The 26,049-nt window shown below is 36.0% G+C and carries 29 protein-coding genes and 1 pseudogene; 15 read left to right on the top strand and 15 right to left on the bottom strand.

Annotation, left to right across the window (positions count from 1 at the left end):
- Nucleotides 1-26 precede the first annotated feature (26 nt).
- The gene (locus tag SYN6308_RS01305; RefSeq protein ID WP_017292621.1) at nt 27-422 is read right to left on the bottom strand and encodes a four helix bundle protein; all 396 of its coding nucleotides are present in this window, start codon (nt 420-422) and stop codon (nt 27-29) included.
- Between the two features lie 109 nt (nt 423-531).
- Nucleotides 532-2,061, bottom strand: a complete 1,530-nt coding sequence (zwf, locus tag SYN6308_RS01310; RefSeq protein ID WP_017292622.1) for a glucose-6-phosphate dehydrogenase — start codon at nt 2,059-2,061, stop codon at nt 532-534.
- 496 nt (nt 2,062-2,557) lie between these two features.
- On the opposite strand from zwf, the gene SYN6308_RS01315 reads away from it, so the two are divergent.
- Nucleotides 2,558-3,778, top strand: coding sequence for a glutathione S-transferase family protein (locus tag SYN6308_RS01315; protein ID WP_017292623.1), 1,221 nt, complete (start codon nt 2,558-2,560; stop codon nt 3,776-3,778).
- A gap of 133 nt (nt 3,779-3,911) precedes the next feature.
- Here SYN6308_RS01315 and SYN6308_RS01320 read toward each other — a convergent pair whose 3' ends face one another.
- The gene (locus SYN6308_RS01320) at nt 3,912-4,790 is read right to left on the bottom strand and encodes an Rpn family recombination-promoting nuclease/putative transposase (RefSeq protein ID WP_026101851.1); all 879 of its coding nucleotides are present in this window, start codon (nt 4,788-4,790) and stop codon (nt 3,912-3,914) included.
- Nucleotides 4,791-5,126: 336 nt separating this feature from the next.
- Here SYN6308_RS01320 and psaC point away from each other — a divergent pair, with 336 nt between their 5' ends.
- The 12 genes from psaC (at nt 5,127) to SYN6308_RS01380 (ending at nt 16,073) form a co-directional block, all read left to right on the top strand.
- Nucleotides 5,127-5,372, top strand: a complete 246-nt coding sequence (psaC, locus tag SYN6308_RS01325) for a photosystem I iron-sulfur center protein PsaC (RefSeq protein WP_012307203.1) — start codon at nt 5,127-5,129, stop codon at nt 5,370-5,372.
- 243 nt (nt 5,373-5,615) lie between these two features.
- The gene (locus SYN6308_RS01330) at nt 5,616-6,599 is read left to right on the top strand and encodes a CobW family GTP-binding protein (RefSeq protein ID WP_017292625.1); all 984 of its coding nucleotides are present in this window, start codon (nt 5,616-5,618) and stop codon (nt 6,597-6,599) included.
- A 129-nt stretch (nt 6,600-6,728) separates the two neighbouring features.
- A complete protein-coding gene (locus SYN6308_RS01335) occupies nt 6,729-7,745 on the top strand; it encodes a WD40 repeat domain-containing protein (RefSeq protein ID WP_017292626.1) in 1,017 nt (338 codons plus the stop codon).
- 122 nt (nt 7,746-7,867) lie between these two features.
- Nucleotides 7,868-9,073, top strand: coding sequence for a GNAT family N-acetyltransferase (locus tag SYN6308_RS01340; protein ID WP_017292627.1), 1,206 nt, complete (start codon nt 7,868-7,870; stop codon nt 9,071-9,073).
- A 379-nt stretch (nt 9,074-9,452) separates the two neighbouring features.
- Nucleotides 9,453-9,914, top strand: coding sequence for a YbjN domain-containing protein (locus SYN6308_RS01345; RefSeq protein ID WP_017292628.1), 462 nt, complete (start codon nt 9,453-9,455; stop codon nt 9,912-9,914).
- Between the two features lie 14 nt (nt 9,915-9,928).
- Nucleotides 9,929-10,444, top strand: coding sequence for a tetratricopeptide repeat protein (locus tag SYN6308_RS01350; RefSeq protein ID WP_017292629.1), 516 nt, complete (start codon nt 9,929-9,931; stop codon nt 10,442-10,444).
- An 867-nt stretch (nt 10,445-11,311) separates the two neighbouring features.
- Nucleotides 11,312-11,623: a carbon dioxide-concentrating mechanism protein CcmK gene (locus SYN6308_RS01355; protein ID WP_017292630.1), complete on the top strand. Its 312-nt coding sequence runs from the start codon at nt 11,312-11,314 to the stop codon at nt 11,621-11,623.
- A gap of 101 nt (nt 11,624-11,724) precedes the next feature.
- Nucleotides 11,725-12,063: a carbon dioxide-concentrating mechanism protein CcmK gene (locus SYN6308_RS01360; RefSeq protein WP_017292631.1), complete on the top strand. Its 339-nt coding sequence runs from the start codon at nt 11,725-11,727 to the stop codon at nt 12,061-12,063.
- A gap of 15 nt (nt 12,064-12,078) precedes the next feature.
- Complete coding sequence (locus SYN6308_RS01365) at nt 12,079-12,387, top strand: EutN/CcmL family microcompartment protein (RefSeq protein ID WP_017292632.1); 309 nt, start codon at nt 12,079-12,081, stop codon at nt 12,385-12,387.
- Nucleotides 12,388-12,550: 163 nt separating this feature from the next.
- Entirely contained in the window at nt 12,551-14,572 is a 2,022-nt protein-coding gene (locus SYN6308_RS01370) for a ribulose bisphosphate carboxylase small subunit (protein WP_017292633.1), read from the top strand.
- A gap of 149 nt (nt 14,573-14,721) precedes the next feature.
- Nucleotides 14,722-15,456: a hypothetical protein gene (locus tag SYN6308_RS23195; RefSeq protein ID WP_017292634.1), complete on the top strand. Its 735-nt coding sequence runs from the start codon at nt 14,722-14,724 to the stop codon at nt 15,454-15,456.
- An 86-nt stretch (nt 15,457-15,542) separates the two neighbouring features.
- Nucleotides 15,543-16,073: a DUF2808 domain-containing protein gene (locus SYN6308_RS01380; RefSeq protein ID WP_017292635.1), complete on the top strand. Its 531-nt coding sequence runs from the start codon at nt 15,543-15,545 to the stop codon at nt 16,071-16,073.
- A gap of 112 nt (nt 16,074-16,185) precedes the next feature.
- On the opposite strand, the gene SYN6308_RS01385 is transcribed toward SYN6308_RS01380, so the two are convergent.
- The 3 genes from SYN6308_RS01385 to SYN6308_RS21400 all read right to left on the bottom strand — a co-directional run bounded on the left by SYN6308_RS01385 (nt 16,186) and on the right by SYN6308_RS21400 (nt 19,147).
- Entirely contained in the window at nt 16,186-17,190 is a 1,005-nt protein-coding gene (locus SYN6308_RS01385) for a beta-ketoacyl-ACP synthase III (RefSeq protein WP_017292636.1), read from the bottom strand.
- Nucleotides 17,191-17,245: 55 nt separating this feature from the next.
- On the bottom strand, nt 17,246-18,286 hold the full coding sequence (plsX, locus tag SYN6308_RS01390) for a phosphate acyltransferase PlsX (protein ID WP_026101854.1): 1,041 nt from the start codon (nt 18,284-18,286) through the stop codon (nt 17,246-17,248).
- A 222-nt stretch (nt 18,287-18,508) separates the two neighbouring features.
- Nucleotides 18,509-19,147: a hypothetical protein gene (locus SYN6308_RS21400; protein WP_017292639.1), complete on the bottom strand. Its 639-nt coding sequence runs from the start codon at nt 19,145-19,147 to the stop codon at nt 18,509-18,511.
- A 324-nt stretch (nt 19,148-19,471) separates the two neighbouring features.
- Between SYN6308_RS21400 and SYN6308_RS24790 the strand changes: the two genes are divergently transcribed.
- Complete coding sequence (locus tag SYN6308_RS24790; RefSeq protein WP_158412741.1) at nt 19,472-19,609, top strand: hypothetical protein; 138 nt, start codon at nt 19,472-19,474, stop codon at nt 19,607-19,609.
- Between the two features lie 2 nt (nt 19,610-19,611).
- Here SYN6308_RS24790 and SYN6308_RS21405 read toward each other — a convergent pair whose 3' ends face one another.
- The 3 genes from SYN6308_RS21405 to SYN6308_RS01415 form a co-directional block, all read right to left on the bottom strand.
- Nucleotides 19,612-20,289: a hypothetical protein gene (locus SYN6308_RS21405; protein ID WP_017292641.1), complete on the bottom strand. Its 678-nt coding sequence runs from the start codon at nt 20,287-20,289 to the stop codon at nt 19,612-19,614.
- A 19-nt stretch (nt 20,290-20,308) separates the two neighbouring features.
- Entirely contained in the window at nt 20,309-20,650 is a 342-nt protein-coding gene (locus SYN6308_RS01410; protein ID WP_017292642.1) for a hypothetical protein, read from the bottom strand.
- Between the two features lie 509 nt (nt 20,651-21,159).
- Nucleotides 21,160-22,029, bottom strand: a complete 870-nt coding sequence (locus SYN6308_RS01415; RefSeq protein WP_017292643.1) for a DUF2887 domain-containing protein — start codon at nt 22,027-22,029, stop codon at nt 21,160-21,162.
- Between the two features lie 166 nt (nt 22,030-22,195).
- On the opposite strand from SYN6308_RS01415, the gene SYN6308_RS01420 reads away from it, so the two are divergent.
- Nucleotides 22,196-23,152, top strand: coding sequence for a PhoH family protein (locus tag SYN6308_RS01420; protein WP_017292644.1), 957 nt, complete (start codon nt 22,196-22,198; stop codon nt 23,150-23,152).
- A 75-nt stretch (nt 23,153-23,227) separates the two neighbouring features.
- Here SYN6308_RS01420 and SYN6308_RS01425 read toward each other — a convergent pair whose 3' ends face one another.
- The 6 genes and pseudogenes from SYN6308_RS01425 to SYN6308_RS21415 all read right to left on the bottom strand — a co-directional run.
- On the bottom strand, nt 23,228-23,755 hold the full coding sequence (locus SYN6308_RS01425) for a TRAP transporter small permease subunit (RefSeq protein ID WP_017292645.1): 528 nt from the start codon (nt 23,753-23,755) through the stop codon (nt 23,228-23,230).
- 121 nt (nt 23,756-23,876) lie between these two features.
- On the bottom strand, nt 23,877-24,149 hold the full coding sequence (locus tag SYN6308_RS01430) for a type II toxin-antitoxin system RelE family toxin (protein WP_017292646.1): 273 nt from the start codon (nt 24,147-24,149) through the stop codon (nt 23,877-23,879).
- Nucleotides 24,136-24,345 (bottom strand): hypothetical protein, encoded by a 210-nt coding sequence (locus SYN6308_RS01435; protein WP_017292647.1) that lies wholly within the window; start codon nt 24,343-24,345, stop codon nt 24,136-24,138. Before SYN6308_RS01435 ends, SYN6308_RS01430 begins: the two co-directional genes overlap by 14 nt.
- Before the next feature lie 53 nt (nt 24,346-24,398).
- Nucleotides 24,399-24,674: a hypothetical protein gene (locus tag SYN6308_RS01440; protein WP_144051369.1), complete on the bottom strand. Its 276-nt coding sequence runs from the start codon at nt 24,672-24,674 to the stop codon at nt 24,399-24,401.
- A 416-nt stretch (nt 24,675-25,090) separates the two neighbouring features.
- Entirely contained in the window at nt 25,091-25,426 is a 336-nt protein-coding gene (locus SYN6308_RS21410; RefSeq protein ID WP_237741242.1) for a putative toxin-antitoxin system toxin component, PIN family, read from the bottom strand.
- 150 nt (nt 25,427-25,576) lie between these two features.
- Nucleotides 25,577-26,049 (bottom strand): annotated as a pseudogene (locus tag SYN6308_RS21415) (photosystem II q(b) protein); the annotation flags it as partial.

The following is a 26,049-nucleotide window of genomic DNA, read 5'->3' on the forward strand; positions in this document are numbered from 1 at the left end:
GAGGGGGAAGAGGGGGAAGAGAGTTTTTATAAAAGCCATTGTTCAGGATGATTAATCATTTTGACTAATCCACTTAAAATTTGATTATAGATACTGTATAATTCTCTAGCTTGTTCAATATTTACATAATGACAATTAACCGCAAATTTAAGCCAAACTTGAGTTTCGGCAGCTTCTGCTTCAGAATCACTCAATTTCGCTATAAATGCCGCCTTGTATCGTCTTTTACGCCATGCTTCCGCTAGGTTAGCACACACAGAACGAGACGATCGACGAATTTGATCCGTGAGAGAATATCTTTCTTCTATGGGGAATTTTTTTGATAACTCAAAAATTTTCATAGCTACATCAAAGGCTTTTTGATACACAATCAAATCCTCATGACTTGTTAAACATTGATTTTTTTTTAAGTCTGTTTCCATACTCATTTTTTGATCAATCAATTAATGATTTAATTTATCTTTCCTCCCCCTCTCCCCTTTCTCCCCCCTCTTCCCCCTCTTGTCTTCACCATTTTTCTTCTGATTAACTTTAAAGACGGCGCCATTTTCTACCGTCACGGTTAAGCAAAAACTCCGCCTCCGATGGTTGCCATGTACCCGCTTCATAGAATGGTATGGAATCGGGTGCTGATGGTGCATCCCAAGCCGTTAACGCAGGAGTAACAATACGCCACGCTTCCTCTACTTCATCGGCACGAGTAAACAAAGTTTGATCCCCTAACATACAATCTAATAGGAGACGGTGATAAGCGTCAGTGGTTGCCATACCAAAGGATGAACCATAACTGAAATCCATATCCACTGTACGAGTGCGTAATTCAGAACCGGGTACTTTGGCTTCAAATCTTAAAGAAATCCCTTCATTGGGTTGAATACGCAATGCTAGAATATTCGGGTTGGTTTGTTGTGCCGCCGATTGAAAAATGGTTAAGGGTACATCTTTAAATTGAATGGCAATCTCTGATACTTTTTTCGGTAAACGTTTTCCCGTGCGCAGATAAAAAGGCACTCCTTGCCAACGCCAGTTATCTACCATCAATTTTAAGGCGACAAAAGTGGGAGTTGTAGAATCAGGGTTAACGTCTTTTTCGTCACGATACCCCGGAATCGGTTTTCCTTTCATCCATCCTGCGGTATATTGTCCCCTAATGGCACTTTTTTCGAGGTTTTTTAAGTCTGCAAGGCGTGTTGATTGTAAAGCCTTCACTTTTTCACCTCTAATACTATCAGCATTTACTCCGTTAGGTGCTTCCATTGCCGTTAAAGCAAATAACTGTAAGAGGTGATTTTGTACCATATCCCGCAACGCCCCTGCGGTTTCGTAATACCCTGCTCTTTCTTCTACCCCTACGGTTTCCGCTACGGTGATTTGAATATTGTCCACATAATTACGATTCCATAAAGGCTCGAATATGGCATTAGCGAAACGAAATACCATCAAGTTTTGTACGGTTTCTTTTCCTAAATAGTGATCAATACGATATACTTGTTCTTCTTTACAAACTTTCTGCACGATGCGATTTAATACTTGCGCACTGCTTAAATCTTTGCCGAAGGGTTTTTCGATGACTAAACGATGTTTTAAAGAATCTTCTAACATCCCTGCTGCGCCTAGTTGTTTGATGGCAGGAGGGAAAAATTTGGGAGATACGGCTAAATAAAAGACTCGATTTCCCCTTGTGCCTCGTTTGCCGTCTAATTCTTCGAGAAATGCTTTTAGTTTTTCATAGCTTTCGGCTTTATCCATATTACCTGCACAGTAAAAAAGTCCTTCGGCAAAATCTTGCCATAAGTCTTCTCTACCGATACCGTCTGAAAATTCCTCGATACCTTCTCGCATATGTTCTCGAAAATAGTCATGACTCCATTCTCGTCGTGCTACACCCACGATCGTCATTTCTGCGGGTAATCGCCCTTCTTTTTTCAGTTGGTATAACGCAGGTACTAATTTTCTTTGGGTTAAGTCTCCCGATGCTCCAAATATAACAAGGATAAGGGGTTCGGGAGTTTTGGCTTGTTTTAATCCAATTCTGAGAGGGTTTTCTTGTAGTGTCAACATTTAACTTTGTTTTTGAACAACCACTTTCATTTTAGTTTCTCTCTCAAAATGTGATTGATTTTCTTTTCATGGGTAAAGTTTTGTAACGATCGATCTCTATTCTAACCTCAGTTAAATATAAAATTGTTAGGTTTTGGCATTGGGGTATTAGGGTGTTGGGGAGTTGGGGGGAGTTGGAATCATCAAAAAATCAATAACTACTCCTACAACCTTATTTTTCGATGATTTTTTTCTCAAATTTAGGTAGTTAAAAAGTTACAATGTTTACCATACCTTCTTTTCTATTTTACTGTTATAGTTCGCTCTATCCTAGTGAGGAAACGATAAGTTTAATGACAAGAATATTACTTTGTACCTTTCTTTCGATTACTTTATATTCTGATCATTATCTCTTAGCGACTTTGCGTCTTTGCGTGAGAAAATTCTCATCAAAATTGATCTGAGTATAAATTTAATAAAATCTTTATGATAGAGAAAAGTTTATTACGAATAATTTATGACACCTCTTACTTGGCAAGAATTAAAAAACCTAACGGATTACGATATTGATAGAATTAACGGAGTTACCAATTCTCAGGCACTTTTGAGATTATTTAACCATTCGATAGATGAAGTAAGGGTGACACTATATCGTGATTATCATGCTTGGTGTCCCTATTGTCAAAAAGTGTGGTTATGGTTAGAAGAAAAACAAATCCCCTATCGCATTAAAAAAGTTACTATGTTTTGCTACGGGGAAAAAGAGCAATGGTATAAGGAAAAAGTACCCTCTGGAATGTTACCTGCTTTAGAGTTGGACGATCGAATTATCACAGAAAGTGATGATATTTTATTGGCGCTCGAACAAGAGTTTGGAGTTTTAGGGTTAGGAATGCAACAACCTGAAGCTATGGCATTGAGAAAGTTAGAAAGATTATTGTTTAGAAAATGGTGTCGTTGGCTTTGTTATGCTTCGATGTTAAAAATGCAGGAGGAAAATAATCGTCAGCAGTTTATCGAAGCGGTTAAACAAGTAGAAACTGCTTTAGCCCGAACCCAAAGCCCTTATTTTCTCGATGATTTTAGTGTGGTTGATGTGATTTTTACGCCCTATGTAGAACGAATGAACGCTAGTTTATTTTATTATAAAGGTTACTCTCTCAGGGAAGAAAATCCTTATTTTTCCCGTTGGTTTGATGCTATGGAAACTCGATCGACCTATAGGGGAACACAAAGTGATTTCCATACCCATGCCCACGATTTACCGCCTCAGATGGGAGGATGTCATGAAAATACTTCAGAAAAAACTAAAATTAATCAAAAATTAGTGGATTATGGCGATTATTTTCAGATTCCTGATGTTAAGTATGCCGAGCCAGAAAATTCTCGTCAAGAAGCATTATATCGAGTGATCAAACATAAAGATAATATCATTAAGGTTAACCCCGAAACTGATAAGGTGATGTTCGATCGAGCTTTGCGTAGTGCGCTAACTTATATGATGACAGGAAATCCTTGCCCTCCTCCTGAAAATAGCGATATTGCCTTACGTTATCTTCGGGATAGAATTAGTGTACCCCGTGATATGTCGATTTATGCTGGGAAAAGGTTGCGTAGTGCTTTAGAATTTACTGCTAGTTTAGTGGGCGATCACGAAGTGGCGCTGCTCGATCGACAGCCTAAACCTTTACCAGTTGAGCATCGTAGGGATCAAAATCCCCTTAATTTTCAGGAATAATCAATCATGGGGAAAAGTTAAATAACCGCTTTTTAGCTTTTCCATGTATCCAATTTTTCGAGAAAATAGGGGAAAACGGGGAATTATAGGTTAAATAAATTCAAATAAAAATTGATTTTATTTATAAAGAAGTCTAATGAGAATTAAGCCAAGTAATTAAATCTTGTGACGAAGAAAAATCTAATAACGCTTCCCCCAAATCTTCTAAGGTTTCTAAAGATAAATTGCGAATTTTTAACTCTAAATCGGGAGATAAATTACCTAATTTTCGCTTCAGTAAACGAATAACTAAGCTAATTTCTTTCTCAATACCCTCTTGGATACCTTCTTGGATACCTTCTTTGATACCTTCGAGTTTGGCATCTGCTGCCACATCTTGAAAATATCGAGTTTGTTTTAAATCATCTAAAGTAAACATGGCTTCGATTTCCTCCCTTGTTAGTTGATTGAGTTTATAGACTAAGACTGTTTGTATCAATTCTAAGATTTTTCTTTGTTCATTGGCATTATCAATGATTTCCTGACTTTTAGTTACGGCTTTTTTTGCTTTGGGAATTGCCTCACTATCTTTTCCTACAATTAAGGAGATAATTTCTAATTCAATGGATGATGTTTCAGAGATTTCCAATTCATCTAAATAGAAAATTTTGATTTGTCCATTATCAAATAAACTTTGATATTGACGTGGTAAACCAGCATCTAGTTTTCGGGTAGAAAACAAAGCTACACCTTGCCAATCGTTGTCAGGTTGATATTGCCCCAAATAAACAAAGATTTCTGTCAAAAAACGCCACCAAAAGTCTTGTTTTTCTTGAAATTGGACTTCTACAAAGTAAATTACTCGATCGATTTCTCCCTCTGGGGGTAAAAAAATACCGTCAAAGCGTCTGGCTAATTCTTTTATTTCCCTAGAGGAAAATTGATAACCTTCCACAGGAGGTTGATTGAGTAATTCAAACAGTAGATTAGGGAAAATCAGAAATAGCTGGTAAAAGATGGTGTCTGTGCGCAAAACGAGGTTAATGTAATTGATTTATTACCCCACATTTTACGCTATTTTCATTCCCCTTCTTCTTACACAAAACAAAGAATTTTATTGAATTGTTACAGAGTTTGAAGTTATATATCAGAAATTGTGACTGAGATTATATACTTGACTTTTAATAACTGGAACTTAAATCTAAAAAGTTTTAGTAAAATTAAACTCGATCGAACGATCGAACCTTGAGAGACTGACAAAACTAGATTCATAGACTATTCTATTAATCATAGAATGAAAGTCGATCGATAAACAAAACCTTAAATTGAGAAATCATTGATAACAATTCGGTAAAGGAGTCTTTTATCCATGTCCCATAGTGTAAAAATTTACGATACCTGTATTGGCTGTACCCAGTGTGTTCGTGCTTGTCCTCTTGATGTACTAGAGATGGTACCTTGGGATGGTTGTAAAGCTGGACAAATTGCCTCATCTCCCCGTACAGAAGACTGTGTAGGTTGCAAACGTTGTGAAACTGCTTGTCCTACCGACTTTTTGAGTATCCGTGTTTATTTAGGTGCGGAAACTACTCGCAGTATGGGTCTAGCTTATTAGAAAATTCTAATATCATGATTATAGCTGTTGTCATTATTTATTTTATCTTTAGTGGCAACAGTTAATTAGGAGTAAGAAGTAAGGAGTAAGGAGTAATGAAATGCGTTCAAAAATTTTGAGTTTAATTTATCTCGTTAGTCGTGAAATTTATGATACGGTGGGTGATTGATTGACAACTAATTACTAATTTTGTCTATATTTTTTGCAACTTAAAAATTATTATCGAAGAAAAAGAGGTTATTCATGTTTACTCAAACTAATCAAAAAACAGTACCCGTAACGGTTTTAACTGGTTATTTAGGTGCAGGAAAAACTACTTTACTTAATCATATCCTTACCTATGAACACGGCAAAAAAGTTGCTGTTATTGTCAATGAATTTGGAGAGGTTGGCATTGATAATCAATTAGTAATTTCTGCTGATGAAGAAATTTTCGAGATGAATAACGGTTGTATCTGTTGTACCGTTAGGGGAGATTTAATGCGCATCATTGGTAATTTACTCAAAAGACGAGACAAATTTGATCACCTTGTGATTGAAACTACAGGATTAGCTGATCCTGCTCCTGTAATACAAACTTTTTTTGTGGATGAAGATTTGAAGTCAGAGTTACTTTTAGATGCGGTGGTGACGGTGGTTGATACTAAACATATTCATCAACATTGGGATGCTGAGGAGGCACAAGAACAAATTGCTTTTGCTGATATTATTTTACTGAATAAAACCGATTTAGTAAGCGTTGAGGAGTTAGAAGACTTAGAAAGACGTATTCGAGATATGAATGCCATCGCTAAAATTTATCGTACTCAGAATGCTAATATTAGTATGGATAGTATTTTAGGAGTTCGATCGTTCGATTTACAAAAAGCCTTAGAAATTGATCCTAATTTCCTTGCTGAAGATGCTCACGAACACGATGAATCAGTGTATTCTGTGGCTATTGTAGAGTCTGGAAAAGTTGATTTAGATAAGTTGCACAGTTGGATGACAGAATTATTGCGCACTCAAGGTACAGATATTTTTCGCATGAAAGGCATTTTAAATGCAGAAGACATTAAGGAAAGAGTAGTTTTTCAAGGGGTACATATGTTGTTTGATGTAACGCTCGATCGACCTTGGAAAACAGAAGAAACTCCTAAAAATGAATTAATATTTATCGGGCGTAATTTAGATGAAAAGCAGTTAAAAGAGGATTTTAGAGGGTGTCTAATAGAGGTTGCCTCATAGTCTTTTGATGGAGATAAGGTGTTAGGTATTAGGTAAAAGAATGAAAAATCAAAGTTTTGAAGATTTGTATAATATACCTAGCTAACAACTGGTTTTAAAGAAAATAAGGGCAAAATCCTAAATAATTCGATGTTAGAATTAGAATACAAAACAGAATTAGAAGAATATATTACCGCCCTAAGTTGGTCAAAAGATGGTACATTAGCGGTAAGTTCGGCAGGAGGAGAGGTGATGATATTTACCGATAAACCTCAACTAATTTTAACCGCCAATGAACACAAAAATTCGATCGACTGCTTAGACTTTTCTGCTGATAGTCAATATTTAGCAGTAGGAGGGCAAGATGGTCAAGTCAGAATTTGGGAATCATCCACGTTACAATTAATTGATACCTTGAATTGGGGTAAACAATGGCTAGAAAATTTAGCATGGCATCCCCAACAAAATCATCTTGCTTTTAGTCAAGGGCGCTATGTACAAATTTGGGATATAACAACTCAAGAAATTATTACTACCTTACCCTTTGAAAATTCCTCTGTGTTAGATTTAGCATGGAATCCCAACGGGCAACTTTTGGCAGTGGCAGGAAATGGAGGAGTTAAAATTTGGGAAGCAAACAACTGGGATGATGATGCATTTTACATCGAAACCGATGCCGCCGCTCTAAAAATTGCATGGTCAAAAGATGGAGAATATTTAGCCATAAGTTCCTTAGATAATATCATTTTTGTGTGGGGAGGAGGAAATTTAGTGCCTTGGCGATTGTCTGGATTTAGAGGCAAAATTCGTAACCTTACTTGGTCACAAAAATCCACAGGAATAGCACCTATTTTAGCCATTAGTACGATGGAAAATATAATTATATGGGAAAAAGCTGAAAACGAAAAACAAGGGTGGAATGGCTCAATTTTAAAGGGCAATTATGGTAAAATTCAAGACTTACAATTTCATCCTGACAACTTTTTATTAGTGAGTGGATGCAATCAAGGTAATTTATTATTATGGGAAAATAGGAAAAATTTAAGACAAAATTTAAAAGAAATAGCTGGAGGTTTTTCTTGTTTAAAATGGAATATTTCAGGACAGAAACTAGCTACAGGTAGCAATCGAGGTGAAATAGTTATTTTTAGAAAAACAGAAATATAGCTTAAAAATTTATCTCTAATTTAGTAGAAATATCTTTGCGTCTTTGCGTCTTTGCGTGACAAAAATAACAATAAACATGGGGAAAAAGCCTATAATTTAATCATAAAAGTAGATTGAGTTTTATGATTGAGCAACTTTTTGGCAAAAAAAACGATTCTCCCTATACCATTCGTTGGCATGAAAAAATAGCAGAAATTCCTCAAACAGCTTGGGATGCTATGGCGTTACCCCTTGCGACTCCCTTTTTAGAGTGGGAATGGTTGCATAATTTGGAAACATCAGGAAGCGTCAAACCGCGCACGGGTTGGCAACCTTGTCATTTAACAGTTTGGCATAATCATAATTTGATTGGCGCAGCCCCATTATATATCAAAGGTCACAGTTACGGTGAATTTGTCTTTGATCATCAATGGGCAGATTTAGCACATCGTTTAGGTATTCAATACTATCCCAAAATGTTGGGTATGACTCCCTTTACTCCTGCGGTGGGTTATCGTTTCTTAATTGCAGAGGGTGAAGATGAGTCTAAAATTACCGAAATGATGGTGAATGCCATCGATCATTTTTGCATAAAAAATAAACTGTCTGGATGTAATTTTTTATACGTTGATCCTCAATGGCAAACGGTTATTAGTCAATTTGGCTTCACTGCTTGGATGCACCACAGTTATATTTGGAGTGATAAAAATTTTAATAATTTCGATGATTATTTAAGAATATTTAACTCAGATCAACGTAAGAATATTAAGCAAGAAAGAAAAGCAGTTACAAAGGCAGGTTTAGTCACAAAAAATCTGGTAGGGGAAGAAATTGATCATTATTTATACCCTTATATCTACAAGTTTTATAACAACACTTGCGATAAATTTTATTGGGGCAGTAAATATTTAACTAAACAATTTTTTGAACAACTTTATCCTAACTATAGTCATCGATTAATGTTAGTAGTTGCTCATAGAGAAGATAATGATCATATTCCTGTAGGAATGTCTTTTTGTATCCGAAAAGGAGAGAATTTATATGGTAGATATTGGGGCAGTTTAGCTGAATATAATTGCCTTCATTTTGAGACTTGTTACTATAAACCCATCGAGTGGGGCATCACTGAAGGTATTAAAATGTATGATCCTGGGGCGGGGGGCTCTCATAAAAAGAGGCGCGGTTTTCCTGCGACTGCTAACCACAGTATGCACCGTTTTTATAATCCTCGTATGAGTAGTATTTTACGTCATTATATCGATGAAATTAATATAGGTACGATCGAAGAAATCAAGGCTATTAATAATGATTTACCTTTTACTAAAAAAGAGATTAATTTAGGAATTTAGTATTGTTAGTTATCCCATTAAAATAATTATTGGTATTTTTTTAGTTCCTAATTTTATCCTTAACTCTTAATATTATCCTTAACTAAATTTAGTTTGTAAAAAATACGAATATTTGCTAGTAAAACTCTTGACAAATATTGAAAAATAAGTTAAAATTAAGGTATAATAAATAAAAGCCACCTTTTCTTGAGCCGTAGCGCTTGGGGGGAGGTGGCTTGTCCATTTTTATGTCAAACTCAGATGATTAAGTATCGGTAGTTCATCAAATAAATGATAGCCTGATCATAATAACTCTTGGAAAGGTTTTTTAACTCTTTGTTGTCAATTGTCAGTTTCTTTCGTATCATTTGAGTATAGAATAATCACTAAATTTAAAATTATGACAATTACTGAACCAATTTCCGAAGATATAGATTTTGATGATCTCAATTTACCGAAAAATAGTCATAAAGATGAAATTGAAACAGTAATCTATAGCTTAGAAGAAAATGATAGCGCGATGGTACAAGCTACGGAAGAAGGCTATATTTGGAAATTTCAATATGGTACGGTGGAAGTTTATGTACAGTTGACAGGGGAAAGTGATGAGGATTTATTCACTGTGTGGTCTGTAGTATTACCTTTACCTGCCAAAAATGAAGCATTACTATTTCGTCAACTCATGGAATTAAATTGGAGTGGCACTTTTGAAACTTGTTTCTCTATTTTAAATAATCAAGTAGTCGTATCCGCTCAACGAACTGTAAATGATTTGTCTCCTGCGGAAATATCTCGATCGATCACCTTAGTAGCGACGATCGCCGATCAATATGACGAACCATTACAAGCACAATATTTATAGATTATTGATGATTTATGGAGAAAACTTCATTTTCACAACGGGAATTTGAGCTAAAATATCAACAAGGTAAATCAGCTTTTGATAGTGGACGTTATCGTCTTAGTATGGAGAATTTAGAACAGGCTTGTAAACTAATTTCTCCCAACTCTCCTTTAGGGGGTGAAGTACAAATTTGGTTGGTTAATGCCTATGAAGCGGGAGGAGAATCCCCAAAAGCCCTGAGTTTGTGCGAAGAATTATTAAACCATCCCCATAAAGAAACCAAGCAACAAGCCAAACAGTTACTTTATATTATCAAAGCACCGAAATTAAATCGTCCGAAAGAATGGATGACAGAAATTCCCGATCTTAATCATATTACCTCCAGTGCGCCCCAATATCAAAACGCCAGTAGTCCTAATCGCAAAATCAAGCCCAAACGTCAAATTGAATTAGTGGATTTAAGTACGGTAAATAATAAAGATAATCAATTTATTTGGTTAGGCATTGGAATTACTACTATTTCGATCGTAACCTTATTTCTTCTTTAACCTAACACCCTCCGGGTGAACGAAATTTTAGTTGGGAAGATAAATAGTTGGGTTTTTGAGTAACGAGTAACGAGTAAGGAGTAATGAGTTAAGAAAACTCCAATCATCATGTATTGGAATAAAACCATGAACGTTCAAACAATTTAAGAACTTTTAATCTATGATTGTTACCACCTGAGTTCTACATAAAATCATCGGTTAAGATAAGGTATCGGAAAGGGTGTTAGGTATCAGGTAAAGATAAGGTAAAAAAGTTGAACAAAAATTGATTTTATCCAAATTAAATTAAGTAATTAATTGATCTAAACAAAGAAATTGTTAACCTGCAACCTGCCACCTGCCACCTGAAACCTATTAACCTCAAGAATTCTTTTATCGAACTGAGGTGTTACCAAGCTCTTTCTAGAGTAAAAAACTCATTACTTATTACTCATTACTTATTTCTCCTATCTACTGTCTCCTTACTCCTATCTCCTACTCTCATCAAAATACTTTTTAAACAGACTTAATTAGTGATAAAACACAATAGATAATTTAAAAACCATTTAGTTTTATCTATTAATAAAAGACAGATAAAGAACTCGAATTGTACTTATTAAGAATCGTTAAGGAAAAGATTAATAAATATCATAGAGATTTATCTTGTCAAACGTACCATGCTTGTTTATGCTTATTGTAGATAGATTGAAAAATATCTTGAATGATCGCTCATTCATCAATAAAAGAAGTAAAAATACTCATTATTCACAAATTAACTAAGTTTTTTTAGACATTTTGTCGAAATTTTTTTGAGTAAATTAAAACTTTTTTTGAAGAGCTTTTGTTTCAATTTTAAGTAAATTTAGTGTATCAAGGAAAAAAAATAAAATGTCAATTGCAGTAGGAATGATCGAAACCCTTGGGTTTCCAGCAGTAGTAGAAGCGGCTGATGCTATGGTAAAAGCAGCTCGTGTAACCTTAGTTGGTTATGAAAAAATTGGTAGTGGTCGTGTTACCGTTATCATTCGTGGTGATGTATCAGAAGTACAGGCTTCCATCTCCGCAGGTATTGAGTCTGCCAACAGAGTAAGTGGAGGAGAAGTTCTTTCTACCCACATCATCGCTCGTCCTCACGAAAACCTCGAATATGTATTACCTATTCGTTATACCGAAGAAGTAGAACAATTCCGTAGTTATTAATCATCGACTTATAGTTGACTGAAATTAACCTTCAAAATTTAGAGATATTTAACTCTTAAATTATTGATTTATAAATTTTCCATAAAATAACCTAAAAAAATATGTCAATTGCAGTAGGAATGGTAGAAACTTTAGGGTTTCCCGCCGTAGTAGAAGCCGCCGACGCTATGGTTAAAGCGGCTCGTGTAACCTTAGTTGGTTATGAAAAAATTGGTAGTGGTCGTGTTACCGTTATCGTTCGTGGTGATGTATCTGAAGTACAAGCCTCTGTCAGTGCAGGAATTGAAAATGTTAAACGGGTAAAAGGTGGTCAAGTTTTATCTCACCACATTATCGCTCGTCCCCACGAAAACCTCGAATATGTATTACCTATTCGTTATACGGAAGAAGTAGAACAGTTCAGAGAAAGTATCAATCCTCGTCCTTTGGGCAGATCGTAATCAGGAATTAAATTAATGCAAATTGCCAAAGTGTGCGGTACAGTCGTTAGTACTCACAAATCACGGACTTTAACGGGTGTCAAATTATTATTAGTACAGTTTTTGGATGCTGATGGTAATGCGTTACCAAATTATGAGGTAGCAGGAGACACTGTGGGGGCTGGTATCAATGAATGGGTGCTTGTCACTCGTGGCAGTGCCGCCCGAAAAGAAACTGGTCATGAAGAACGTCCTGTGGATGCGATGGTAGTGGGCATTATAGATACTGTAACAACAACATCTGATCTGCTCTATAGCAAGAAAGATGCAGAAAGAATGTATTAAATACTCTATTTAGTATTTTTTAAAAAATCTGTAAAAAGTAAAACAAAATCAATCTGTGAGGACAAATTAGGAGTTATTTAAGTTCTTTTTAACATCCTAATGGCTGTCCTTGAGAGATTAAATAAGATAATTATTGTGGAGGTTTATAGTGAGCGTCCCCATTATGGCGGCTCCACCTACTCCTTGGTCAAAAAATTTAGCTGAACCAAGGGTGGATGATAGTGCTTATGTTCATTCCTTCTCTAATTTAATTGGAGATGTGAAAGTGGGAGCAAATGTTTTGATTGCCCCGGGTACTTCCATTCGTGCTGATGAGGGTACACCTTTTCACATTGGTGATGGTAGTAATATTCAGGATGGGGTGGTAATTCATGGCTTAGAGCAGGGTAGAGTTCAAGGTGATGATGGTCAAGATTATTCTGTGTGGATTGGGGAAGATTCTTGTATTACTCATTTAGCCTTGATTCATGGTCCTGCTTATGTGGGTAGCAAGTGTTTTATTGGTTTTCGATCGACCGTCTTTAATGCCAGAGTCGGAGATGGTTGTATTGTGATGATGCACGCGCTAATCCAAGATGTGGAAATTCCTGCGGGAAAATATGTTCCCTCTGGTGCAGTGATTACTAATCAACAACAAGCCGATCGACTTCCAGATGTTCAACCTGAAGACCGAGAATTTGCAGCCCATGTCGTCCATATTAACGAAGCATTAGCGGCAGGTTATCACTGTGCGCAAAATAATGCTTGTATAAATGCCATCCGAGAAGAAAAAACTCCGATGAAATCCTCAACCCAAAATCAAACTAATGGTTATCAATCAGTAACTAATATGAGTTTAAATACAGATATAATTAATCAGGTTCGATCGTTGTTAAGACAAGGTAACACTATTGGTGTAGAACACGCTAACCCTCGTCGTTTTAAAACCAAATCTTGGTTAAGTGCTCCTTTAAACGGTACTAACGAAAGTGCCATCTTAGCAGAATTAGGCAATATATTAAATGAATGTAGTGGTGAATATGTGCGTTTAATTGGGGTTGATCCTCAAGCAAAACGTAGAGTAGCCGAAGTTATTATTCAACGTCCGGGGGATGTTTCTGCTCCCGTTCAAGCTAGTAATGGTAACACTGCTAAAGTAAATGCTAACAGTAATGGTCATGCACCTGTAAGCAATGGCAATGGTGATTTAGCTAGTGAAATTAAATCTTTAATCCAAAGTGGTTATAGTATCGGTGTCGAATATGCTGATGCTCGTCGTTTTAAAACTAAATCATGGTTAACAGCGCCTAGTGTTAAAACTAGCTCTGTCAATGAAGCCATTAGCACTATTCAAGGCTATTTAGCGGATTTAAGCGGTAATTATGTGCAACTGGTGGGAGTTGATCCTCAAGCTAAACGTCGTGTATCTCAGGTAATTATTCAACGTCCGGGAGAAACTGCCACGATCGCTAGTAATGGTAACGGTAAAGTTAGTTACCAAGCCCCCAGAAATAATGGTGGTGTAGCGGTGGCTAATAGTTCTTTGAGTGCAGAAGCGATCGCACAAGTTCGTAGTCTTTTATCTCAAGGTTATCGTATTGGTACAGAACACGCAGACGTGCGCCGTTTTAAGAGTAAGTCTTGGCAAAGTTGTTCTCCCATTCAAGGCACTAGCGAAGGTCAAGTAATTTCGGCTTTAGAGGCTTGTGTGCAAGATCATGCTGGGGAGTATGTGCGCTTAATCGGTATCGATACCAACGCTAAACGCCGTGTATTAGAGATGATTATTCAACGCCCCGGGCAAACTAATCAAGGAACTTCTGTCACCAGTAATGGTAATTCTACTAATCCTAGTAACTTAAAGGCGTTGTCTCTGGAGTCGGGCGGGTGGCCGAATAAGACTGCCACAAGCAATGCTTATACGACTACGAACAATGGTAGTAGTTCTCTGGATGCTAATACTTTAGCTCAAGTACGTTCTTTACTGTCTCAGGGTTATCGTATTGGTACAGAACACGCTGATGTGCGCCGTTTTAAAACTAAATCTTGGCAAAGTTGTTCACCCATTGACAGTAACAATGAAAGTCAAGTTATTTCGGCTTTACAAGGTTGTCTTCAAGAACACAGTGGGGAATATGTCCGTTTAATCGGTATTGATACCCAAGCTAAACGCCGTGTTTTAGAGGCTATCATTCAAAGACCATAATTTTAATTAGGAATTAGAAATTAGGAATGAGGAATTAAACGTCCTTCAAAAATTTTGAGTTCAATAAATTGAACTTTATTTTATTAGTTTCAATTTTCAATTTTTCATTCTCCATTCTCCATTCTCCATTCTCCATTACTTGTTAGTAAATGTCTCTACCTATTCTTCAACCTAGTACTATAGATACCACCCAAATAAGGGGAGATGTCACGATCGATCGAAATGTGATCATTGCTTCTGGGGTGATTTTAAATGCGACTTCTGGCACTAAAATAATTCTTAGTTCTGGGGTATGTTTAGGTATGGGGACAATTATTACGGCTTATGATGGAGATATTGAAATTAAAGAAAATACGATTTTAGGTTCAGGTAGTTTAATTTTAGGTAGCTGTGTTATTGGTTCTCAAGTGTCTTTAGGGGCATCTGTTACAATTTACAATACTAGCGTTGAGCCTTTAACGGTAATTCCAGCAGGAACGATTATTGGCGATCGATCTCGTAAAGTAGAATTAAAAGAGGAGAAAAAGGATAATGGTAATTTTTCAGAAGTATCAGAAGTAAAACAGGAGAAAAAAGAAGCTCCGCCGATAAATAACCATACTCAAACTATTATTGATGGTATTAAAAACGGTTTTGCAACGAATTTAGATAATCATATTGTTGAAAATAACAACGATGTCAGCGATACAGACGATCGAACTATAGAAAAAAATATCCCTGAAAATGAGCCTGATTCTGCCCAAGTCGAAGACAATTTAGAAACAGAAATCATGAATGAGCAGGAAGTTTCAGAAGACAACACGACCAAAGTCAATACAGTAGTTGGACAAGTATATATTAATAAGCTGTTATTTACCCTATTTCCTGAACGAAAAACATTATAAAGGAAACAAAATTATTATTTACTCCGTCTAAGAGTATAGTTTGTTAAAGTAAGAATCAGTTAAATTAATTACTATATTGAATTATTATGAATTTATTTAAAATCAATAAAAGTTTGTGGGCAACTTTAGCTGTTACCACTTCTTTAATTACGGGTTTACCTAATTTAGTTATGGCTCAAAGCAACCCCGGATTAACTCTTTTTAGTGGTGTCGATCGACAAGATATATTAAACTATCATTTAGACTTCGGTGGAAAATCCGGCGGTTGGGATCGTTATCGTCTCAGAATACCGGGTAAAAAATTAACGGAAGGAGTTTCAAAATTTTTCATTACCTATCCCGAATATTATAGAGGAACTTTTAACACAGATTCGATCGAAGTCAGAGTCAAAGATAAAAAGTTACCTATCAGAGAAGTAGTTTGGGATAAAGAAAGTCGCATTATTGAAATTGACTTAGAAGAACCCTTATTAGAAAGTAACCGAGTAGAAATTGTTTTTTCTAACGTCAAAAATCCTGATAACGGTGGTACATTTTATTTTCAAGCCCAAATTCTCACCCCCGGACAAGTACCATTAAGATTGAATGTAGGTACATGGATTTTGAGTATTAATTAGGGTTTGCTGAAAAAGTCTTTTGATGAGGATAGGAGACAGGAGATAGGAGATAGGAGAAATACTTAAAAACTAAGGTTTTGAGGCTATTTGTCCACCTGTCCACCTTTGTCTTTTATTCGGCGTTTCCCCACTTAAACACTACCGCTCCCCATGTTAAACCGGCACCAAATCCTGAAGTTACGATCGTATCTCCATTACGAATTTTACCGTGGGTGACAGCTTCATCTAAAGCCAGAGGAATGGAAGCCGCAGAAGTGTTACCATATTCACTGAGATTAGCAATCACTTTCCAAGAAGGGATATTTAATCTTTCGGCAACGGCTTCAATAATTCTTTGGTTAGCTTGGTGTAAAATTAACCAGTCTATTTGTTCTGTAGTTAAATCCGCTCTAAATAAGGCTTTTTCGATGACTTCTGGTACTTTATTCACTGCAAATCGATAGACTTCCCTACCATTCATGGTGATTTTACCGAAACCGCCCTGAGTCACTTGTTTATTATGACCAATATTTTTTACTTCCCCTTGATAAGATAAATTCAGGGCATTGTTGAGTTTACCATTACTACACATTTCAAAGCCTAAAAGTCGATCGAACTTATCACTAGCCTGACAAACCACTGCACCAGCACCATCGCCAAACAATACACAAGTAGTTCTATCAGTCCAGTCAACCCAACGGGAAAGACAATCAGCACCGATTACCACAATGTTTTCATATACCCCATTACGGATAAATTGACTTGCAGTAATTAAACCAAATACAAATCCTGAACAAGCGGCAGTTAAATCAAAGGCAACGGCTTTTGTGGCACCGATCGAGCCTTGTATTTGACTAGCACTACCAAAAAGATCATCAGGGGTAGAAGTGGCAAGGATGATCATATCAATATCCGTAGAAGTTAAACCAGCGTTAGCAATGGCTTTTTGTGCCGCCCTAGAAGCTAAGTCACTAAGGGAGTCAACATTGGAAATATAGCGTTTTCTGATGCCAGTACGGGTTTTTATCCAGTCGTCGGAAGTATCCACTATTTTACTTAAATCGTGATTATCCAACACTTGAGTAGCCACTGCCGAACCACTACTAATAATCGTAACGCCTTTTTTTACCTGCTCCAATGATTTACTCCTTTAGTAATTAGCAAAAAATAACCTATAATCATTCTGTTTACTGTTAACTATCAACGGCTAACTCTTTAGCTCGAACGAAACTTTGATCATTTTGTATTCTTTCGATGACATTATGCCCAACGGCTTCTTTGGCAATACGAATAGCATTATATATAGAAGGAGCTTGAGAACTACCATGACTTACAATACAAACACCATTAACGCCTAACAATAACGCTCCGCCATGTTCGGCATGATCAATGCGTTGTTTGATACGCTTGAGATTAGGCTTTAAAATTCCCGTACCAATTTTGCCTCTGATACCGAAGGGCAATTCTTCTCTGACGATTTGTAACATGATTTCCCCCACTGCTTCCGCAAATTTGAGGAGGACATTACCCACAAAACCATCACACACAATTACATCAAAATCCCCCGATAAAACGTCTCTCCCCTCAGCATTTCCCGCAAAAGAGATTCTGGGATTACTACTTAATAGCTTGTGGGCTTCCTTTGCCAATTCATTACCTTTGGTGGATTCTTCCCCGATATTCACTAAACCTACTTTCGGTTCATCAATTTCTAATACATATTTACTGTAAACCGATCCCATTAGGGCGAACTGCTCTAAATACTTAGGTTTACAATCCACATTCGCCCCCACATCTAACAATAAAACATATTTGTTAGCGTACATTGTAGGAAATACAGCACCTATAGCAGGTCGATCGATGCCTTTGATTCTACCTAATCCTAACAAAGCCGCCGCCATAGCTGCACCTGAATGCCCAGCAGAGACAACGCCTTGGGCTCGGTTTTCTTTAACTAAATTCATAGCAACATTAATGGAAGCATTAGGCTTACGGCGTACTCCCACTAAGGCTTCTTCTTCCATAGAGACAACACCATCAGCAGGTACAATTTCGATATTGTTGACAGTGTTACCGTGTTTTCTCATTTCTGCCTGAATCGCATCAGGATCACCTACTAATAATATATCGACTTCAAGTTCTGCTGCGGCACGGATTGCACCGCCAACAATCTCATGGGGAGCGTTATCTCCACCCATTGCATCTACTGCTATTTTTATGCGTGTCTCAGACATTGCTCAATTTTTAAGGTTAAAATCTCTCAGATTATATCATGATAATGGATAATTGAAAATTTTATGTTTGACTGAGGTTATATTCCGTGAGATCATGAATGAATTATAATCATTGTAGAGAATAAATAAATCGCTGAAAATTGATTATGAGTGCTGAATATACTGCGATTATTACAAAAGATAGGGATTGGTGGCTTGCTTGGGTTGAGGAAATACCTGGTGCTAATGCTCAAGAAGAGCTAAATTGATAATGTACTCGTTATTAGTGTTGTTATTAGCAATAATGATGGCATCCCTCAAGGATAAACCATTGCCGATGGTAGCTGAACCGTCATTTTCGTCTAAAGTAGTGTTAACGTTAAGGGTGATAACACTTTTTTCTACATTCAAAATTTGACCATCAACGGTGATTGTACCCCAATCATTTTCACTTCTGAGGGTATCTAATTGGGCAGTACTCATTTTGCGATTTAACACCAAGTTACGCCAGATTTCGCCTTCATCTCCGGGGGTGTCTGTGTCGTTGATTTGCGCATCGATGAAGTGTCCATATTCTTCTAACAAAACGTTGCGGATTTGTTTCAGGGATTGAGATTCAATGAGGCTAGAAGAAAGATAGATGGTATTATTAGTTGCACTATAAGCACCTTGCGCGCCATTAATTTCTGTGGGGGATAAAATTTCGATTTTGGGTAGGTTGCTGAAGTTACCGTTACTCCATGAGGAGAAGATATTATTTGCTACCGTGACGTTGTAGTTATCTCCAAAGGCGGTGGTTAAGGTGGTGTCGAGACTGGGATTGAGGGAGGCTTTGAGCAGGAGTGCTTCGGCTTGGGTTTGGGCTTGAAATAGTTTGTTCATGGGGTGAGAAATATATTTTATGAATATTTACACATACAATTACAAGTTAACATTTTTTGGTTCGAGGGGATTACTTTTTGGAGTAAAGGTCACGAAATTGTAACAATCGGATTGATCTCACCTCAGTTCGACATAAAGAAAATGATGAAAACTAGACAGGTGGACAAGTGGACAAGTGGACAGGGAGAAAAATTCTCAATATTTGATGTACTTTTGAGAGAATTTTATTCATTCATCAGAAATACAATCTTCCTGTCTTCCTGTCTTCGGAGTCTTCCAAGTCAGCCCTCACCTATTTTTATATCGAACTCAGGTGATCTCCCCTTGAAAAAGGAGGGAGCTAATAAGTTCGATCGCGCAGCGTGCCTTTGGCATCGAGGTTTTGGGATTGCTTCGTTTCCTCGCAATGACAGGATAGGGAAAGTTCGATCGAGTTTAGAAGGAGGTTCGATCGAGAGATAAAATTAGCGTAAATTGTTAATTAATTGTTCAAAGTCTTCCAGAGATTTAACACTAATTGTTGCTAAATGTAACTGTTTTAAGAAAGCTAAATCATCAATATTTTTGAGGGAATCTTCTATACTTTTAGGTACAGAATTAAACCGCAGTTTGAGTAAATCAAGAATATCTTGTTCACGAGTTTCTTTAGCACCTTTTTGTTCACCAATTTTCTCTCCTTTTGCTAAAGCACGTCGTTCAATATTTGTTAATAAAGGCATTTTTCTTTCCTCCTCATATTGTGTTAATTTATTTTCAAATTGTAGTTGTAAATCTTCCGATAATGTCATCATTAAATCAATGACTTTATACAAATCGGTTATTTTTTTTCTGTTATAACCTTTTTCATAAAGTAAACGAGATAGATTCCATTTCCATTGTTCCCTTTCTGATAAATTGCTAGTGGTGGCTTTCGTTTTTAAATGTGCCATTACTACTATGGCAAATACATTGTTACTTTTCTCTAATTCCTCCCATAAATAATCTTGTAATTTGATAATAGAAAAGTCTAGTTTTAATTTACTTTTTCCTAATCCGTATTCATAAGAATTAGGTCGCCATTTTTTACTTTCATCTCCTAAGATTGCTAAACTAATCACTGGTTTATTATACAAGTCAAAAGCTCGATAATTATAAATAAACATTCGTTGGGTAAATTTTTTATCATACTGACTTTGTACTTCGAACTGAAGTAATAAACCCCGTTAAAAGTACGATCGCTATCTGTTTCCAGTTTCTTAACTCTCCTATTTTCTCGGATAAGTCTGCGGTTTTATCGATGGAAGGTTTCCAGTCATTTAAGCGAGTTTGTACTTCTGTTTGATTAATTCTTAACTCAGTTATCTTTTCATCTATTTGGTTAAAGCGAGTTTCTACCTGATTAAAACGATTATCCATTTGGTTAAAGCGAGTTTCCACTTGATTAAAACGATCATTGATTCGATCACCTAACTGGTTAATTAACTCTTTTACTTCTCTTAAATCGTTATCTGTTAGTGTACTCATGTTAAAATTTTGATTAAGTATTTAATATTTGGTTAAGAGCTTTTAACTGTTAACTAATAGTTTATTATAGTTGTTTATACCTACTCACGGGATAAAGGTTGACATTTTTTTAAAATATGTTAGCTTTTAATGAAGTCGATAACCAAGACTGTTAAAACTATTTAATTTAAAGATTAAATTAAATAAAAATTAGTTATTATTCAAGATTAATCAATTAATTAGAATAATAAAAGTAGGGTGGGTTACACCCGAATCAACGCTTGTGGACAGTATCAAGCCGACTTGACTGGTAGAAGCAAGAAGTAAACGTCATAGGTAACTATGAGTAAGTTTTATATAACAGTAGTTGAATGCTACTCCTAAGCCTAATTTTACATTAATCCATAAGTGATATTAGAATATATTAGGATATTGATGTTAAGATTGCTTTGTGTCTCGCTTCGGACAGGATAAGGGGAGTTCGATCGAGTTTTGAGAGGGTTTGATCGCCATGGGATGATTGAGCAAGTTTAATGGAAGTAATTATCTAACCAGTGGATTAAATCGCCAATATCTTGAAAATCTAATAAGGCTTCTCCTAATGATTCTAGCTGAGGAATAGAGAGCGATCGCACTTTTGTTTGTAAAGTATCAGTGAGATTACCACAACGGCGAGTTAACAAGCGGATAACGATATTTGCTTCTCCTTCTTGTGTGCCTTCAGTGCGTCCGATTTGTACTCCTTCAGTACGTCCGATTTCTAAGACTTGTTGATAAAAACGAGTTTGGGTAACGTCTGCTTCTCTTAGGTTAATCATTTTTTGTATCTCCTCGATGGTTAGTTTAGGGAATTTATTTACCAGTATAGCCTCCACTAAATCTAATCTTAAGTTAAACTCCTCTTGAGTTTGAGTGTTTTCTAAGATTTTTTGAGCTTCGGATACTGCGTCATTTTCTGGAGTGACGATTAATTTTAATGTCGCTAAATTCGGACTCAAATTTTCTAGGCTTAATAAGTCAGATAAAAATAATCTTTGTACTCTTTTATCTAGCAAATCTCCATGAGGAATTTCACAACCTAATTCTTGATTACGGTTATTTAAAATTAACAATCCTCGCCAATTTCTTTTGACTTTATACTGATGAATATAGACAAATATCCCTCCAAAATAACGACTGTAAAATTCTGTGTCATTCTGCATTTGTGCTTCGAGAAACACAAGGGGTATATTTTCATCACTGCCGAGGGGTGTTAATAATCCATCAAGACGAAACTCTTTTTCTTTGACTACGGGAGCATTATAATCAAACTGACAACCTTCGGGAATTTCGGGGATTAATTCGGAGATGAGACTGGGTTGATTTAAAAAGATACGGTAGAATAACTTATCGGTTTTCACTTTATCGGTTTCACAGATTTTATTCTTTATTTTATCAGAGTACTATCGAGCAACACCGCTGAAGAGCGATCGAGGTTTTGAAATGTGGGGGAAGGATTCGATCGATTTGAGTTAAGTTAAAATTAGAGAATAAAAATACCTTACTTTTCCTTATTAAAACCTAAACATGACAGAAGATTCTCAAACTATTTCCTTACCCAATATCCCTAGCGCCCTTGCCTTAGCTGGAAGCCAAGAAGAAAATTTAAAATATATTGCCCGTCATACAGGTGCAAGTCTCGTATTGCGAGGACAAGATTTAGTAATTCATGGTAAGCCGAAACCAGTACAAAGAACTCTTGATGTCATTTATTGTCTTAAACCTTATTGGGAAGAAGCTAAACCTTTAACACAACCTGATATTATGACGGCTTTTCAGGCTTTGGATACAGGTAAACAAGATGAATATCGCAATATTCAACAGCTAGTGTTGGCAAAAACCCGCAACGGTGATTTAATTCGGGCAAAAACTTTTCGTCAACAGCAATATGTTCAGGCTATTCAAAAATATGATATTACTTTTGGTATCGGTCCTGCTGGTACGGGAAAAACTTTTTTAGCGGCGGTTTTAGCAGTACAAGCATTATTGAAGGATGAGTGCGATCGACTCATTTTAACACGTCCTGCGGTGGAAGCAGGAGAAAGACTGGGATTTTTACCCGGTGACTTACAACAAAAAGTAAATCCTTTTTTACGCCCTCTCTATGATGCCTTATATGAGTTTATTGATCCCATGAAAATTCCTGAATTGATGGAAAAAGGTAAAATTGAAGTTGCACCTTTAGCATACATGAGAGGTAGAACTTTAAGCAATGCCTTTGTTATCGTTGACGAAGCTCAAAACACAACACCAGCCCAATTAAAAATGGTGTTAACTCGTCTCGGTTTCGGCTCAAAGATGATCGTAACTGGAGATATTACCCAAACAGATTTACCCTCAAATCAACAATCAGGGTTAGTGGTAGCTACCAAAATATTAAGAAATGTTGAGGGTATCGGATTTTGCTATTTAACTCAAGCTGATGTCGTTAGACATCCTTTAGTACAAAAAATTGTAGCTGCTTATGAGGCGAATAATAATTAAGTCACTTTTTCTCACGCAAAGACGCAAAGGCGCAAAGAAAAACGCAAAAATATTTCAAGGCTTATTCAATTTTTTTTATTCTGGATAAATATTAAGAATTATTCCCATATTTTTAATTAATTCTGATATGCCTTGAATAATTAATAATATAGGACTAAGAATTATGATAGTTTTAATGGGATAACGGGGTAAACCTCCATCATCAGGAGACATTTCCATTATCTGCCATGAGTTAAAAACATATTGCCAAGAGAAATAAATTATCACCCCACAAAAAGGAATTAAAAATAAAATTACACCGAGAATATTAATTAAGGCTTTTCTTTTAGCAGACAAATTTTTATAAAAAATATCTACCCTCACATGACTATCTTTTTTGAGGGTATAAGCTGCACCTAAAAAAAAGATTAAATCGAATAAATACCATTGAAATTCGATAAAACTATTAGAGCTTAAATTTTCTCCGATTATTTTACCAATATATCTACCTAATACATTCCAAACACCGACACCAATCATCACTAAAACTAACCAGTAAATAACTTTACTGTACCATTCTGTTATTAAATCAATAATATGAGAGATTTTAAGGGCAAAATTCATAACTATAGTAATCCGATGTTTGTTGTGAGAATTATTTTATTGTAAATAATTATTTGAGTAAAACTCGATCGAACCCTACCCAAAAGCTCGATTACTAAAAGTGGTACGATCTCGATCATAGTTAAGGAAAAATTTGATAGATTTCTCGACGATGTGCAACCCTTTCACAAATAATAATTTTTTGTTTTTGATTAATTGTTAAGCCAATACGATAATCTCCCATTCTAATTTTATATTTGTCTTTATATCCTTTCATTTTGTTAATATAGCCCAACTCAAAAGGATTATCTGCTTCTAATTCTTTAAAAACAATGATTTCAATACGAGATTGAACATTTTGGGGCAAAGAGACTAATTCTTTCAAAAATTTTCTTTTATATTCAACATTCCACATTATTTTTGAGAACTTCTAAATATTTTAATGCGTCATCTTTTGATAGGGGTTGTTCATCTTCCACTTCTTCTATCAGTTTGACTAATCCATAATCTTCTAAAATTTCTTCTATTTTTTCAAATTCGGTAATAGGAATTTGCACAGCTATGGGTTTTTTTTCACTATCTAAAACATAGTTTTTATTAATTTGCAACATTGGGGATATTCAGAATCACTAACTTTTTAGTTAAATTATAAACTATGGAATTTCTAAATGTGATAACAAAATCGATCGAACTCTTCCCCATCGATCGAAATATCGAACTCCCCTCGCCCTTTGGGAGAGGGGTTGGGGGTGAGGGCAATTATTAAGATTTCGTGACCTTTACTCCAAAAAGTAGTCAGATCGATCGAAAAGGTGTTAATTTTATGTATGTAAATGTTTAAGCAAACATATTTATTCACATCCCATGAACCAACTATCTCAAGCGATCGCATAATAGACTTGTTGCGAAATAAGAGATAATATGGATAAAATCGATTCACTTTGCAAAACTCAGATGCTTAATATTGACAAAATACTTTGCCAAAACCGACTTTTAAGAGCTACCACAGGACTTAATAGAAAAGCATTTGAGAATTTACTACTTAATTTTGAATCAGTTTATTTATCCTTATCTTGGTCAAAAGAACGTGAGTGTCCCAGAAAAAGACATGAAGATTGTCACAGGAAAGAGTACTCTGTGAAAATGCTTTTAGTGGAGTGAAAAGATATAACGCTGTATCTTCAATCTACAGGAATCGTGTATCTGAATTCGATGACAAACTCATGATAACAGCTTGTGGATTATGGAACTTATATTTAGAAGTGGCATAAAAATAAAATCAAAGATAAGGAAAAACCAAAATAAAAGTGTTTGACTATTAAAAATGAAATCAGACTACTTTATTTCGCAACAAGTCTAATCAGCCCCTGATTCATAAGCAGCGGCTAAAAACATATTATCATTAGGATCAATGCGATCGAGCAAACTTGCTTGATAAATACCTTGAATCTTGATAGCAGTATAAAAAATAGCGGTTAAAATATCCTTAATATCATTTTTGTCGATATTTTTGACTAATAATTTTTCAACCAATTCTTCCAATAATTGAGGAGAGATAACTAACTTAAATCTACCTTCTCGCCAATAACGAATAATTTGACAAGATGCACTGTTAGGATTTTTAGTTAACAAAGCAGACAAAAAAACTGAGGTATCAAGAATAATCAAAGGTGACTTTTCTACAAACATCATACTAAATCCGACTCGTCTAAGTTTGCTGTTATTCTTGAACAAACATCATCAAATTTTTGCCAAACTTCCTCGATTATGCTAACACAAACGCCAAAAAGCACCCCCTAAATTAATAGAGAGTGCCTTTTAGTTATTATTTAATTGTTAAACTTAACCGTTGATTACGGGTGCAGATACTGCATCAGCAGAGGCTAAGTCTAAGGGGAAGTTGTGAGCATTACGTTCGTGCATTACTTCGATACCGATGTTAGCACGGTTTAATACGTCTGCCCAAGTTCCAATTACATGACCTTGGCTATCTAAGATAGATTGGTTGAAGTTGAAACCATTTAAGTTGAAAGCCATGGTAGATACACCCATTGCGGTGAACCAAATACCGATGACAGGCCATGCACCTAAGAAGAAGTGTAACGCGCGGCTATTGTTGAAGGAAGCATATTGGAAAATTAAGCGACCGAAATAACCGTGAGCGGCTACGATGTTGTAGGTTTCTTCTTCTTGACCGAATTTGTAACCGTAGTTTTGAGACTCGGTTTCGGTGGTTTCACGAACTAAAGAAGAAGTTACGAGAGAACCGTGCATTGCGGAGAATAAAGAACCACCAAACACACCTGCTACTCCTA

The sequence above is a fragment of the Geminocystis herdmanii PCC 6308 genome (genome assembly GCF_000332235.1).
GTDB classification, from domain to species: Bacteria; Cyanobacteriota; Cyanobacteriia; order Cyanobacteriales; family Cyanobacteriaceae; genus Geminocystis; species Geminocystis herdmanii.

Bases quoted from the DNA above. Each gene is read 5' to 3' on its own strand.
- SYN6308_RS01305 (WP_017292621.1), bottom strand. From the start codon at position 422: ATGGAAACAGACTTAAAAAAAAATCAATGTTTAACAAGTCATGAGGAT.
- zwf (WP_017292622.1), bottom strand. From the start codon at position 2,061: ATGTTGACACTACAAGAAAACCCTCTCAGAATTGGATTAAAACAAGCC.
- SYN6308_RS01315 (WP_017292623.1), top strand. From the start codon at position 2,558: ATGACACCTCTTACTTGGCAAGAATTAAAAAACCTAACGGATTACGAT.
- psaC (WP_012307203.1), top strand. From the start codon at position 5,127: ATGTCCCATAGTGTAAAAATTTACGATACCTGTATTGGCTGTACCCAG.
- SYN6308_RS01330 (WP_017292625.1), top strand. From the start codon at position 5,616: ATGTTTACTCAAACTAATCAAAAAACAGTACCCGTAACGGTTTTAACT.
- SYN6308_RS01335 (WP_017292626.1), top strand. From the start codon at position 6,729: ATGTTAGAATTAGAATACAAAACAGAATTAGAAGAATATATTACCGCC.
- SYN6308_RS01340 (WP_017292627.1), top strand. From the start codon at position 7,868: ATGATTGAGCAACTTTTTGGCAAAAAAAACGATTCTCCCTATACCATT.
- SYN6308_RS01345 (WP_017292628.1), top strand. From the start codon at position 9,453: ATGACAATTACTGAACCAATTTCCGAAGATATAGATTTTGATGATCTC.
- SYN6308_RS01350 (WP_017292629.1), top strand. From the start codon at position 9,929: ATGGAGAAAACTTCATTTTCACAACGGGAATTTGAGCTAAAATATCAA.
- SYN6308_RS01355 (WP_017292630.1), top strand. From the start codon at position 11,312: ATGTCAATTGCAGTAGGAATGATCGAAACCCTTGGGTTTCCAGCAGTA.
- SYN6308_RS01360 (WP_017292631.1), top strand. From the start codon at position 11,725: ATGTCAATTGCAGTAGGAATGGTAGAAACTTTAGGGTTTCCCGCCGTA.
- SYN6308_RS01365 (WP_017292632.1), top strand. From the start codon at position 12,079: ATGCAAATTGCCAAAGTGTGCGGTACAGTCGTTAGTACTCACAAATCA.
- SYN6308_RS01370 (WP_017292633.1), top strand. From the start codon at position 12,551: ATGGCGGCTCCACCTACTCCTTGGTCAAAAAATTTAGCTGAACCAAGG.
- SYN6308_RS23195 (WP_017292634.1), top strand. From the start codon at position 14,722: ATGTCTCTACCTATTCTTCAACCTAGTACTATAGATACCACCCAAATA.
- SYN6308_RS01380 (WP_017292635.1), top strand. From the start codon at position 15,543: ATGAATTTATTTAAAATCAATAAAAGTTTGTGGGCAACTTTAGCTGTT.
- plsX (WP_026101854.1), bottom strand. From the start codon at position 18,286: ATGTCTGAGACACGCATAAAAATAGCAGTAGATGCAATGGGTGGAGAT.
- SYN6308_RS21400 (WP_017292639.1), bottom strand. From the start codon at position 19,147: ATGAACAAACTATTTCAAGCCCAAACCCAAGCCGAAGCACTCCTGCTC.
- SYN6308_RS21405 (WP_017292641.1), bottom strand. From the start codon at position 20,289: ATGTTTATTTATAATTATCGAGCTTTTGACTTGTATAATAAACCAGTG.
- SYN6308_RS01410 (WP_017292642.1), bottom strand. From the start codon at position 20,650: ATGAGTACACTAACAGATAACGATTTAAGAGAAGTAAAAGAGTTAATT.
- SYN6308_RS01420 (WP_017292644.1), top strand. From the start codon at position 22,196: ATGACAGAAGATTCTCAAACTATTTCCTTACCCAATATCCCTAGCGCC.
- SYN6308_RS01425 (WP_017292645.1), bottom strand. From the start codon at position 23,755: ATGAATTTTGCCCTTAAAATCTCTCATATTATTGATTTAATAACAGAA.
- SYN6308_RS01430 (WP_017292646.1), bottom strand. From the start codon at position 24,149: ATGTGGAATGTTGAATATAAAAGAAAATTTTTGAAAGAATTAGTCTCT.
- SYN6308_RS01435 (WP_017292647.1), bottom strand. From the start codon at position 24,345: ATGTTGCAAATTAATAAAAACTATGTTTTAGATAGTGAAAAAAAACCC.
- SYN6308_RS21410 (WP_237741242.1), bottom strand. From the start codon at position 25,426: ATGATGTTTGTAGAAAAGTCACCTTTGATTATTCTTGATACCTCAGTT.